Genomic DNA, 13198 nt, shown 5'->3' on the forward strand with positions numbered 1-13198 from the left:
CTCGTGAGCGGCACAAATCACGCTTTACGTTCCGGACACGACCCCTGCGCGGCCCCCTTCACCGCCCGTCACCAACTACCCCTCCCGCGCCGGGGCGACGGCCCCCCCCTCGCCCCGCCGGGGCGACGGCCCCCCCCTCGCCCCCACCGGGGTGCAGGCGGGGAACCGGCGGGAGGGGGTCGGGGTCGCAGGAGGTGACGTGTCCGGACGTGGAGCGTGATTTGTGGCGCTACTCAGCCCGCACTCTGACAACAAACCCGCACGCGCCGTAAATCATGCAGTCCGGACATGCGCCTCCGGAGGCCCCGGCACCCGCACTCACCGCAAACCGCACCGCACCCGCACCCCGACTAGTCGTTCTTCTCCGGGAGTACCGGAAAGCGGCGCGGCGCCACGAAGATGAGCACCAGCAGTGCGATGCCCGCCGCGCACGCCGCGCCCAGGTAGACGTGGTCCACCGCCGCGTCCACCGCGCGGCGCAGGTAGTCCGTCGCCTCCGCGCTGAGGGCGGTCGGGTTCTCCAGGGCGCGGGAGACCGAGTCCAGGTCGTCGGGGAGTCCCGGGGTCGGCGGGTCGGTCAGTCGTGCGGCGATGATTCCGTTGGCGACCGCGCCGAACACCGCCGCTCCTACGCTCTGTCCGACCTGACGGCAGAAGAGTATGGACGCGGTCGCCGTGCCCCGTTCCGACCAGCCGACGGTCGACTGGACCCCGATGATCAGGGGGAGTTGGAAGAGCCCGAGCGCACCGCCGAGCAGCAGCATGATCAGGGCCGGCTGCCAGGCCTGTCCCGGGTACGGGAGCAGGGGGAAGGCGAGCAGTACCGCGAGGGCGAGGGAGATGCCGGTGATCGCGGTGCGGCGGAAGCCGATGCGGTTGTAGACGCGGTTGGAGAAGGCCGCGCTGACCGGCCAGGTCAGTGTCATCGCGGACAGGACGAAGCCGGCGGCGATCGGGCCGAGGCCGAGCACGGACTGGGCGTAGGTCGGGAGGAAGACCGTCGGGGCGACCATCAGCAGTCCGAGCGCGCCGAGCGCGAGGTTGACGGCGGCGATCGTGCGGCGGCGCCAGACCCAGCCCGGGATGATCGGCTCCGCCGCTCGTCGTTCGATGACGACCGTGACGGCGGCCAGGACCGCGCTCGCGCCGAGGAAGGCGAAGGAGGGTGCGGAGAGCCAGGGCCAGGCGACGCCGCCCTGGACGAGGGCGGTGAGCAGGAGCGTTCCGGTGGCGAACACGGCGAGCGCGCCCGCCCAGTCGATATGGGTACGGGGCGCCCGGACCGTACGGTCGGCTCCGTCGTGGGCCGTCCGCGCCGTACGGCTACTGCCGCGCGGCGCCCGGACCGTACCGCTGCCCGTACTGCCCACTCCGTCGCGGGGCGCCTGCGCCGTACGGCCCGGGTCGCGGAGGTATTTGACCACCAGCCACAGGGCGATCAGGCCGACCGGCAGGTTGATCAGGAAGATCCAGCGCCAGTCCGCGTATCCCGCGAGCAGGCCGCCGAGGGCGGGGCCCGCGACGGACGAGGTGGCCCAGACCGTCGACAACTTGGCCTGGATCTTGGGGCGTTCCTTGAGGGGGTAGAGGTCGGCGGCGATGACCTGCACCGTGCCCTGGAGCGCGCCGCCGCCCAGGCCCTGGACGACGCGGAAGGCGATCAGGGAGGCCATGTTCCAGGCGGTCGCGCAGAGCAGCGAGCCGATGAGGAAGAGGATGATGCCGGCGATCAGGACTGGCTTGCGGCCGAAGGTGTCGGAGAGCTTCCCGTACACGGGGAGGGTGACGGTCACGGCGAGCAGGTAGCCGGAGAACAGCCAGGAGAAGACGGAGAATCCGCCGAGGTCACCGACGATCTGGGGGACGGCCGTGGAGACGATGGTGCCGTCCAGCGCGGCGAGCGCCATGCCGAGCATCAGCGCGGCGACGACCGGGCCGCGCCCGCGCTCGCGGCTCTTCCCGCCTCCGGGCTCGCGGCTGTTGCCACGTCCGCCTCCGGGCTCGATGCCCTTCCCGCCCCCGGGCTCGCGGCTGTTGCCGCCCCCGGACTCGCCCGGCCCCGGGGGCAGCTCCGGCTCCGGCACCTGGGCCGGAGCCGCCCCCGGGGCCTCGGGTATCGCTTCGGTACGTCCGGTGTCCTCGCCACTGCCGCCGGGGCTGCTCACGGGATCCCTTCCCTATGCACGTATCTGCCGGGGACACCCTCTCACCGACACCCGCCGCGACGGGAGGGTGCAGGCCGGGGCCCGTGGCCCCCACCTGTATCTCCCTCTCTGGGCGGAGACCCCTTAGGGGGATCTCCTTACTTCTGTCCAGGGGGCATTCGTCCCGGTGGAGGACGTGACGGCCGCCGCGGTTCCTTAAGTTGGTCTCAGGGATCCGGGAGACGCGGGACGGGGGAACGCCGCATCACGGGGGTGGGGGAAACCCCAGGCGAAGACGGCGCTGTGCACCAGCGCGCCGGGCCTCCTGGATCCCGCAGACTCAGAGCGCGCCCGGACTCGGAGCGCACCCGACGGCATCACATGACACCGGTGAACCGACCTCACCGGCGGTCGGCCTTGCCGATCTGTTGACCGACTTAGGAGACATACCGTGACAACGGCTGTAACCATCCCCAGGCACGGGGGTACTGGAGGGCGTACGGCCGTCGCGGCGCGAGCGCGGCAGGTCGTCAAGGCGTACGGCTCGGGGGAGACCCGGGTCGTCGCGCTCGACCACGTCGATGTGGACATCGACCGGGGGCGGTTCACCGCGATCATGGGGCCGTCCGGTTCGGGCAAGTCGACGCTGATGCACTGCCTCGCGGGACTGGACACCGTGACATCGGGCGAGATCCACCTCGACGAGACGGAGATGACGAAGCTCAAGGACAAGCGTCTCACCCAGCTGCGCCGGGACCGGATCGGTTTTATTTTCCAGGCGTTCAACCTGCTGCCGACGCTCAGCGCCCTGGAGAACATCACGCTTCCCATGGACATCGCCGGCCGTGAGCCGGACGGCCCGTGGCTGCGGCGGGTGGTGGAGACGGTGGGCCTCGCCGACCGGCTGAAGCACCGGCCGACGCAGCTGTCGGGCGGCCAGCAGCAGCGTGTCGCGGTGGCCAGGGCGCTCGCCGCGCGGCCCGAGATCATCTTCGGTGACGAGCCGACCGGGAACCTGGACTCGCGCGCCGGCGCCGAGGTGCTGGGCTTCCTGCGCCGGTCCGTCGACGAGCTGGGCCAGACGATCGTGATGGTCACGCACGACCCGGTCGCCGCCTCCTACGCGGACCGCGTGCTGTATCTCGCGGACGGCAGGATCGTGGACGAGATGTTCCGGCCGACGGCCGAAGCCGTGCTCGACCGTATGAAGGACTTCGACGCGCGGGGGCGGACCTCGTGACCGTGCTCAAGACATCGATGCGCAACTTCCTCGCGCACAAGGGACGGATGGCGCTCTCCGCCGTCGCGGTCCTGCTCTCGGTGGCCTTCGTCTGTGGAACGCTCGTTTTCACCGACACGATGAACACGACGTTCGACAAGCTCTTCGCCGCGACCTCCGCCGATGTCACGGTCGCGCCCAAGACGGCCAAGGACGGCGGCGAGACCACGCAGACCGGCAAGCCCGAGACGCTGCCCGCCTCCGTCGTCGAGACGGTGCGGAAGGCGGACGGCGTGAAGTCCGTCGAGGGCGCGGTCAGCAGTATGAGCGTGACCGTCGTCAACGCCGACGACAAGGACATGGGCGGGACCAACGGGGCCCCGACGATCGCCGGCAACTGGACGCGTAACGACCTCCGTTCGATGGAGATCGCCTCCGGCCACGCGCCGCGCGGCCCCACCGAGGTGATGGTCGACGCCGACACCGCCGAGAAGCATCACCTGTCGATCGGCGACGAGTTGCGCACCATCGCGGTCACGGGCGACTTCACGGCGAAGATCTCCGGTATCGCCGCGTTCACCGTCACCAACCCCGGCGCGGCCGTCGTCTTCCTCGACACCCCGACCGCGCAGCGTGAACTGCTCGGCGGCACGGGCCGGTTCACCCAGCTCAATGTCACGGCCGACGAGGGTGTCAGCGACACGCGGCTCAAGCGGGACGTGGCCACCGCGCTCGGTGGCGGTACGTACAAGCTCCAGACGCGGCAGGAAGCCGCGGACGCGAACCGCTCGGACGTCGGCTCGTTCCTCGACGTGATGAAGTACGCGATGCTCGGCTTCGCCGGGATCGCCTTCCTCGTCGGCATCTTCCTGATCGTCAACACCTTCTCGATGCTGGTCGCCCAGCGGACCCGGGAAATCGGACTGATGCGGGCGCTCGGCTCCAGCCGCCGGCAGGTCAACCGTTCGGTGCTGGTGGAGGCCGTGCTGCTGGGGATCTTCGGCTCGGTGGCCGGGGTCGCCGCCGGGGTCGGGCTCGCGATCGGGCTGATGAACATCATGTCCTCGATAGGCATGGAGCTGTCCACCCAGGACCTGACGGTCAAGTGGACGACACCGGTGCTCGGTCTGGTGCTCGGCGTCGTGGTCACCGTCCTCGCCGCGTACGTTCCCGCCCGGCGGGCCGGGAAGATCTCCCCGATGGCCGCGCTGCGCGACGCCGGCACGCCCGCCGACGGGCGGGCCGGACGGATCAGGGCGATCGTCGGACTGCTTCTGACGGGCGCCGGCGGCGCCGCGCTCCTCATGTCGGCGCGGGCCGACGAGGCGGGCGAGGGCTCGCTGTTCCTCGGGGTGGGCGTGGTCTGCACACTCATCGGGTTCGTCGTGATCGGCCCGCTGCTCGCGGGCGGTCTGGTACGGGCGCTCGGCGCGGTCCTCCTGCGGATGTTCGGCCCCGTGGGCCGGCTGGCCGAGCGCAACGCGCTGCGCAACCCGCGGCGTACGGGAGCGACCGGCGCCGCCCTGATGATCGGGCTCGCGCTGGTGGCCTGTCTGTCGGTGGTCGGCTCCTCGATGGTCGCCTCGGCCACCGACGAGCTCGACCGGACGGTGGGCGCGGACTTCATCGTCCAGTCCGGCACCGGCCGGCCGATCATGCCGCAGGCGCAGGCGGCGATGGAGAAGGCGCCGGATCTGACGCACGTCACCGAATACAAGTGGGTCGACGCCAGGCTGACCGCCCCCGACGGACGGACCGAGGCCGACGGGATCGTCGCCGCCGACCCCAGTTACACGCGGGATCTGCGCCGCGAGACCGTCGCGGGTGAACTGTCCGCGGCGTACGGGAAGAACGCCATGTCGGTCGGCAGCGACTACGCCACCGAGCACGGCGTCAAGGTCGGCGACGAGATGACGGTCGCCTTCACGGGTGGCAGGACCGCCGAGCTGAAGGTCGCGGCCATCACCTCGGACGACGGGAATGTCGACAAGGGCGCGATGTACACCAACATCACGACCGCCGCGCGGTACATCCCCGCCGACAGGATGCCCAAGAACATGTTCCTGTTCGCGGCGGCCGAGGACGGCAAGGAGAAGGAGGCGTACGAAGGCCTCAAGGATTCGCTCGCCGCGTACCCGCAGTACAAGGTGCAGAACCAGACCGACTACAAGCAGGACCTCAAGGACCAGATAGGCCAGCTGCTCAACATCGTCTACGGCCTGCTGGCTCTCGCGATCATCGTCGCGGTGCTGGGCGTGGTGAACACCCTGGCGCTGTCGGTGGTGGAGCGTACCCGCGAGATCGGTCTGCTGCGGGCGATCGGCCTCTCCCGTCGCCAGCTGCGCCGCATGATCCGGCTGGAATCGGTGGTCATCGCCCTCTTCGGCGCCCTGCTGGGCCTCGGTCTGGGCATGGGCTGGGGCACGGCGGCCCAGAAGCTGCTGGCGCTGGAGGGCCTCGGCGTCCTGGAGATACCGTGGCCGACGATCGCGGGGGTCTTCGTGGCCTCGGCGTTCGTCGGACTCTTCGCCGCGCTGGTCCCGGCGTTCCGGGCGGGCCGGATGAACGTCCTGAACGCGATCGCCACCGAGTAGGGGGCGGGCCGCGTGGTGATCGCGTCGTGGGCGAACCCCCCGTACGAATCCCCCGTACCGGAATTCCCACGTCACGGGAATTCCGGTACAGGAGCCTGGGCGTACCGGGGCGGGAGCCCAGGGCATACGGGGGTGGCGGGTGCCGGGTCCGGCTGTGCGCTCCGGCCCCGGGTGTCACACCGGCGTCGTAGGCTGGAAGACCCCCGGCCCGTGAGACGTGTCGGGCCCTTCGCGTGGTCGGCCGCTCACCCCGGCCGCCGCTCGCGCAGCCAGCCACTCCTCCTCAGGACCCGGACGGAACCCTTCATGAGCCTGCACGGTCTGCTCGACGCCGTCACCAAGGACCCGGCGCTCGCCGAAGCGGTGAAGGCCGCCGCCGACGGTCACCGTTCGCATGTCGACCTGGTCGGGCCGCCCGCCGCGCGGCCCTTCGCGGTGGCCGCGCTGGCGCGGGAGGCCGGGCGGCCGGTGCTGGCCGTGACCGCCACGGGGCGGGAGGCCGAGGACCTGGCGGCGGCGCTGCGGTCCCTGCTGGACCCGGACACCGTCGTCGAGTACCCGTCCTGGGAGACCCTGCCGCACGAGCGGCTCTCGCCCCGCTCCGACACCGTGGGGCGTCGGCTCGCGGTGCTGCGGCGCCTCGCGCATCCGGTCGCGGACGACCCGACGGCCGGTCCGGTCAGCGTGGTGGTCGCGCCCGTACGGTCCGTGCTCCAGCCGCAGGTCAAGGGCCTCGGCGACCTGGAGCCCGTCGCGCTGCGCAGCGGGCGGAGCGCCGATCTGAACGAGATCACGGAAGCCCTGGCGGCCGCCGCGTACGCCCGCGTCGAGCTGGTCGAGAAGCGCGGCGAGTTCGCTGTCCGCGGCGGCATCCTCGATGTCTTCCCGCCCACCGAGGAGCACCCCCTGCGGGTGGAGTTCTGGGGCGACGACGTCGAGGAGATCCGGTATTTCAAGGTTGCCGACCAGCGCTCCCTGGAGGTCGCCGAGCACGGTCTGTGGGCGCCGCCCTGCCGCGAGCTGCTGCTGACCGCGCAGGTACGGGGGAGGGCCGCGGCCCTCGCGGAGGAGCACCCGGAGCTGGGCGAGCTGCTCGGCAAGATCGCCGAGGGGATCGCGGTCGAGGGCATGGAGTCCCTGGCCCCGGTCCTCGTGGACGACATGGAGCTGCTGCTGGACGTCCTGCCGGCCGGTTCGATGGCGCTGGTCTGCGACCCGGAGCGGGTGCGGACCCGGGCGGCGGACCTGGTGGCGACGAGCCAGGAGTTCCTCCAGGCGTCCTGGGCGGCCACCGCCGGCGGCGGACAGGCCCCGATCGATGTCGGCGCGGCCTCCCTGTGGGGCATCGCGGACGTCCGGGACCGGGCGCGCGAGCTGGACATGATGTGGTGGTCGGTCTCCCCGTTCGCCCTGGACGAGGACCTCTCGGACGACTCCATCACGCTGGGCATGCGGGCCCCCGAGTCGTACCGGGGCGACACCGCCCGCGCGCTCGCCGACACCAAGGGCTGGCTGGCGGACGGCTGGCGGACGGTGTTCGTCACGGAAGGCCACGGCACGGCGTCCCGTACGGTCGAGGTGCTCAGCGGCGAGGGCGTCCCCGCCCGGCTCGACACCCCCGGCGCGCGCACCGCCCGGGGCCTCGCCGACCTCACCCCGTCCCTCGTCCACGTCGCCTGCGGCTCGATCGACTACGGCTTCGTCGACCCGGACCTCAAGCTGGCGGTCCTCACCGAGACCGACCTGTCCGGTCAGAAGGCGGCGGGCAAGGACGGCGCGCGGATGCCCGCCAAGCGCCGCAAGACCATCGACCCGCTCACGCTGGAGGCGGGCGACTACATCGTCCACGAGCAGCACGGCGTGGGCCGGTACGTGGAGATGGTGCAGCGCACGGTCCAGGGCGCGACGCGCGAGTATCTGCTGGTCGAGTACGCCCCCGCCAAGCGCGGCCAGCCCGGCGACCGGCTGTACATCCCCACCGACCAGCTGGAGCAGGTCACCAAGTACGTCGGCGGCGAGGCCCCGACGCTGCACCGCCTCGGCGGCGCGGACTGGACGAAGACCAAGGCGCGCGCCAAGAAGGCGGTCAAGGAGATCGCCGCCGACCTGATCAAGCTCTACTCGGCGCGGATGGCGGCCCCCGGCCATGCCTTCGGCCCGGACACCCCCTGGCAGCGGGAGCTGGAGGACGCCTTCCCGTACGTGGAGACGCCCGACCAGCTCTCCACCATCGCCGAGGTCAAGGAGGACATGGAGAAGACGGTCCCGATGGACCGGCTGATCTGCGGCGACGTCGGCTACGGCAAGACGGAGATCGCCGTACGGGCGGCCTTCAAGGCGGTCCAGGACGGCAAGCAGGTCGCGGTCCTCGTCCCCACGACGCTGCTGGTGCAGCAGCACTTCGGCACGTTCTCCGAGCGGTACGCGCAGTTCCCGGTCTCTGTGAAGGCGCTGTCCCGCTTCCAGTCGGACACGGAGGCGAAGGCGACCCTCCAGGGGCTGCGGGAGGGCGCGGTCGACATCGTCATCGGTACGCACCGGCTGTTCTCGTCCGAGACCAAGTTCAAGGACCTGGGCCTGGTCATCGTGGACGAGGAGCAGCGCTTCGGCGTGGAACACAAGGAGCAGCTGAAGAAGCTCCGCGCCAACGTCGACGTCCTGACCATGTCCGCGACGCCCATCCCCCGTACGTTGGAGATGGCTGTCACCGGCATCCGCGAGATGTCGACGATCACCACCCCGCCCGAGGAGCGGCATCCGGTGCTGACCTTCGTCGGCCCGTACGAGCAGAAGCAGATCGGCGCGGCCGTCCGGCGTGAACTGCTGCGCGAGGGCCAGGTCTTCTACATCCACAACCGCGTGGAGTCGATCGACCGGGCGGCGGCCAAGCTGCGCGAGATCGTCCCCGAGGCGCGGATCGCCACCGCGCACGGCCAGATGACGGAGGGCGCGCTGGAGCAGGTCGTGGTCGACTTCTGGGAGAAGAAGTTCGACGTGCTGGTCTCCACGACGATCGTCGAGTCCGGTATCGACATCTCCAACGCGAACACCCTGATCGTGGAGCGCGGCGACAACTTCGGCCTCTCGCAGCTGCATCAGCTGCGCGGCCGGGTCGGGCGAGGGCGCGAGCGCGGTTATTCGTACTTCCTCTACCCGCCGGAGAAGCCGCTGACCGAGACCGCGCACGAGCGTCTCGCGACGATCGCCCAGCACACGGAGATGGGCGCGGGCATGTACGTCGCGATGAAGGACCTGGAGATCCGGGGCGCGGGCAATCTCCTCGGCGGCGAGCAGTCGGGGCACATCGCGGGCGTCGGCTTCGACCTGTACGTACGGATGGTGGGCGAGGCGGTCGCCGACTACCGCGCCTCGCTGGAGGGCGGTGTGGAGGAGGAGCCGCCGCTGGAGGTCAAGATCGAGCTGCCGGTCGACGCGCATGTCCCGCACGACTACGCGCCGGGCGAGCGGCTGCGTCTCCAGGCGTACCGTGCGATCGCCTCCGCCACGTCGGAGGCGGACATCGCGGCGGTCCGGGAGGAACTGACCGACCGCTACGGCAAGCTCCCCGAGCCGGTGGAGAACCTGCTGCTGGTGGCGGGCCTGCGGATGCTCGCGCGGGCCTGCGGCGTCGGCGAGATCGTGCTCCAGGGGCCGAACATCCGCTTCGCGCCGGTGGAGTTGCGGGAGTCGCAGGAGCTGCGCCTGAAGCGGCTGCATCCCCGTACGGTCATCAAGCCGGCCGCCCACCAGATCCTGGTGCCGCGCCCGACGGCGGGCAAGATCGGCGGAAAGCCGGTGGTGGGGCGGGAGTTGCTGTCGTGGACGGGTGAGTTCCTGACGACGATCCTGAGCTGAACGCGTGTGGTGACTCGTGCCGGACAGGCCCTGGGGCTTGTCCGGCACGAGACGTAGGGTGCGAAGGTGCGCACACTTGGGAATCGAATATCGCGAACGTGTCTTGGCGGAGGGGCGCTTGTCCTCTCCGTGGCCGTACTGACCGGGTGCGAAGGGCAGTTGGGCGCGGATCCCGCGCCGTCGCGGTCGTCCGGAGGGGGCAGAGCCGCAGAGGGCGTGGCCGGCGGCTACGGGACCGGTCCGCTCGGCAACGCCGACGGTACGAAGCCGGGGCTCGCGCCCCTCACGTCCGAGGCCGACAAGAAGGCCGCGCGCAAGCTCATCGACACCGTGCGCACGGCCGGGCGAGGGCCCAGGACCGGGTACGACCGGGACAAGTTCGGTTACGCCTGGATGGACACGGCGGACGGGGTGCCGCTGGCCCGCAACGGCTGCGACACCAGGAACGACCTCCTCGCCAGGGACGGGCAGAAGGTGCGCCACCGCTCCGGTTCCGACTGCGTCGTCGTGTCGATGACCCTGCACGACCCCTACACGGGCAAGGACATCGAGTGGCGGAAGAAGTCCGCGACGGCCGTGCAGATCGACCATGTGATGCCGCTGTCGTACGACTGGCAGATGGGCGCCGCGCGGTGGAACGAGGCCAAGCGCGAGCGGATAGCCAATGATCCGCTCAACCTCATCCCGGTGGACGGCCCGGCCAACAACGCCAAGCGGGATTCCGGTCCGGCGTCCTGGCTGCCCCCGAGCAAGAAGATCCGCTGCTCGTACGCGGTGCGGTTCGCGCAGGTGTCCCTCAAGTACGAACTGCCGGTGACGGCACCGGACAAGAAGACCATGCTGGCCCAGTGCGGCGGCTGACCGGTCACTGATCGGTCGCTGACAAGTCACTATCGGTCACGCGTTGGGGGCACCTGACGCGCTCATCTCCGCAACTCTTGGGCGTAGCGCCGGTCCAGGTGTCGGCGGTGGTGTATACGCTCGGTCTGTATCCGTCCCGGATTCGCGTCCGCCCGTCCGCGCGCCCCCTCCGTGCGCCGCAGACGCGCGCGTGGTCCACCAGGCATTCAGGAGCAGCCATGTACGGCCCCGGCACCGGCTTCCAGCCGACGACCCGGCGGCGACCGAACCCCGCCGGGCTCATCATCGTGCGGGTGGTGATCGTGACGCTCACCATGGTGAGCATCGGGTTCCTCGGCTGGGTCGCGATGCTGCGGATCGCGGCGGCGCGCCGTCGCACGGCCGACTGGTTGCTGTTCGGCGTCACGGCCGTACTGGCCGTCGGCAGCCTGGTGGTCATCGGATCGGGCGAGTCGTCGGAGGCCCGGGACGTGGACGTGCTCCTCATGGGCCTGAACTTCCTGGCGTCGATCGTGATCTCGCCGTACTTCCTGGCCGTCGACATCAGGCACTACGCCCAGTACGACCAGCCCCCGGCGGTTCCGTACGGGCCGGGGTACCAACAGCCGCACCAGCCGTACGGGTTCGGCTATCAGGAGCAGGCGACGGCACAGACGCGGCCGGCCTCCCAGCCGCCACAGCCACTCTCGCAGCCCGCCCAGCCGCCTCATCCACCTCAGCCGCCCCACCCGTCCGCCGCGTCGTACAAGCCTCCCCGTATCGACCAGGTCCGCGCCGAGTTGGACGAGCTCAGCGACCTCCTGCGCAAGGACCGGGCGAGCCGTGAAGGCCAGGCGAGGGAAGGCCAGGCGGACCAGGCAGGTCACGACGACCGGACGACCGGAAGCGGCCAGGCGACCAGGGAAGGCCGGGACGGCGAGTGAACGGGCGGGTCGTCGCCGGGCGTTACGAGCTGTCCGCCCTCATCGGCCAAGGCGGCATGGGCCAGGTCTGGACGGCGTACGACCAGCGCCTCGACCGCCGCGTCGCCGTGAAGCTGCTCCGCCCCGACCGGATGGCGGCGGCCTCCGGGGCCGAGGAGATGCGCCGCCGGTTCGTGCGCGAATGCCGGGTCACCGCCCAGGTCGACCACCCCGGTCTGGTCACCGTGCACGACGCGGGCGGCGACGGCGACGATCTCTTCCTCGTCATGCAGTACGTCGAGGGCGTCGACCTCGCCGAACACATCGCCGGACACACCCCGTACCCCTGGCCGTGGGCCGTCTCGGTCGCCGCCCAGATGTGCGCGGTGCTCGCCGCCGTACACGCGGTGCCCATCGTCCACCGCGACCTCAAGCCGCGGAACGTGATGGTCAAGCCCGACGGCACGCTCACCGTCCTCGACCTCGGAGTCGCCTCCGTCATCGACACCGACACCACCCGCCTCACCCACACCGGCACCCCCATAGGCAGCCCCGCCTATATGGCCCCGGAGCAGGCCATGGGCGGCGCGGTCGGCCCGTACACCGATCTCTACGCCCTCGGCGTGCTCCTCCACGAACTGCTCAGCGGCGACGTCCCGTTCGCCGGATCCACCGCCCTCGGGGTGCTGCACCGCCATCTGTACGAGGCTCCGGAACCGGTCCGCCGGCAGCGGCCCGAGGTCCCCGAGCCGCTGGAGGCGCTCGTCCTGCGGCTGCTCGCCAAGGACCCGCAGCACCGCCCGGCCGGCGCGCTGGAGGTGTACGAGCACCTCGCCCCGCTGCTGCCCGCGCGCGGCGGTTCCGTGACCGGACCGCTCGACCCGACCCGTCCCTTCCTGCGCCCGCACGCGCCCTGGCCCGACGCGTCCACGCCGCCCGGGTCCGTGCCCGTACCCGCGTCGGTGCCAGGACCGGGGCCTGGATTCGCGAGCGCGCCGACGCCGGTCCCGGCGGAACGGCTGGATGTCGCCGCCGCCGTCGACGAGGTCAAGCGGCTGCTCGGCGAGGGCGGCATCACGCAGGCCGTGGACATCCTCGGGCGAGTCCTTCCGGCCGCCGCCGCCGAGCACGGCGAGCACTCCCCGGTCGTCCGCATCCTGCGCAAGCAGTACGCGTCCACGCTGATGGACGACGGCCAGTACCGCCGCGCGCTCCCGGAGTTGCGCCGTCTCGTGGACGACCGGATGGCGACGGCGGGCCCCGGCGACCCGCAGACGCTGGAGTTCCGCTACGACACCGCGCAGTGCCTGGAACAGCTCGGCAAACCGGCCGCGGCCCTGACCGAGTACCGCGCGCTCCTCCCGTACCACGAGGGCGGGCAGCAGCCCGACCCCGCCCGCGCCTTCGACATCCGGCACCGCATCGGGCATCTGCTGCTCGCGCTGGGCGATCACACCGGGGCGCAGCAGCAGTTGCGGAATCTGCTGTGGGACACCGAGCGGGTCTACGGCCCGTACCACCCGCTCCCGGCCGAACTGCGCCGCGCCCTCGACAGGCAGCAGCAGTTCAGGGGCCGGTGAGACCGGCGCCCCGAGCGGCGTAACCCCGCTGTGCCACACTCCT

The 13198-nt window shown here is 71.2% G+C and carries 7 protein-coding genes; 6 read left to right on the forward strand and 1 reads right to left on the reverse strand.

Annotated features, from left to right (window positions below; translation table 11 throughout):
- Positions 1-350: 350 nt before the first annotated feature.
- Positions 351-2165: an MFS transporter gene (locus ACIQD6_RS29405; RefSeq protein ID WP_401888112.1), complete on the reverse strand. Its 1815-nt coding sequence runs from the start codon at positions 2163-2165 to the stop codon at positions 351-353.
- A 430-nt stretch (positions 2166-2595) separates the two neighbouring features.
- Here ACIQD6_RS29405 and ACIQD6_RS29410 point away from each other — a divergent pair, with 430 nt between their 5' ends.
- The 6 genes from ACIQD6_RS29410 to ACIQD6_RS29435 all read left to right on the forward strand — a co-directional run bounded on the left by ACIQD6_RS29410 (position 2596) and on the right by ACIQD6_RS29435 (position 13155).
- The gene (locus tag ACIQD6_RS29410; RefSeq protein WP_401888115.1) at positions 2596-3384 is read left to right on the forward strand and encodes an ABC transporter ATP-binding protein; all 789 of its coding nucleotides are present in this window, start codon (positions 2596-2598) and stop codon (positions 3382-3384) included.
- On the forward strand, positions 3381-5957 hold the full coding sequence (locus ACIQD6_RS29415; protein WP_401888118.1) for an ABC transporter permease: 2577 nt from the start codon (positions 3381-3383) through the stop codon (positions 5955-5957). The genes ACIQD6_RS29410 and ACIQD6_RS29415 overlap by 4 nt, the downstream gene beginning before the upstream one ends.
- A gap of 306 nt (positions 5958-6263) precedes the next feature.
- Complete coding sequence (gene mfd / locus ACIQD6_RS29420) at positions 6264-9812, forward strand: transcription-repair coupling factor (RefSeq protein ID WP_401888120.1); 3549 nt, start codon at positions 6264-6266, stop codon at positions 9810-9812.
- Positions 9813-9971: 159 nt separating this feature from the next.
- The gene (locus ACIQD6_RS29425) at positions 9972-10673 is read left to right on the forward strand and encodes an HNH endonuclease family protein (RefSeq protein ID WP_401888395.1); all 702 of its coding nucleotides are present in this window, start codon (positions 9972-9974) and stop codon (positions 10671-10673) included.
- A 218-nt stretch (positions 10674-10891) separates the two neighbouring features.
- Positions 10892-11596, forward strand: coding sequence for a hypothetical protein (locus ACIQD6_RS29430; protein WP_401888122.1), 705 nt, complete (start codon positions 10892-10894; stop codon positions 11594-11596).
- Complete coding sequence (locus ACIQD6_RS29435; RefSeq protein ID WP_401888125.1) at positions 11593-13155, forward strand: protein kinase; 1563 nt, start codon at positions 11593-11595, stop codon at positions 13153-13155. Before ACIQD6_RS29430 ends, ACIQD6_RS29435 begins: the two co-directional genes overlap by 4 nt.
- Positions 13156-13198 lie beyond the last annotated feature (43 nt).

Origin of the sequence: Streptomyces sp. NPDC088400, assembly GCF_044753355.1 — a bacterium.
Lineage (GTDB): Bacteria > Actinomycetota > Actinomycetes > Streptomycetales > Streptomycetaceae > Streptomyces.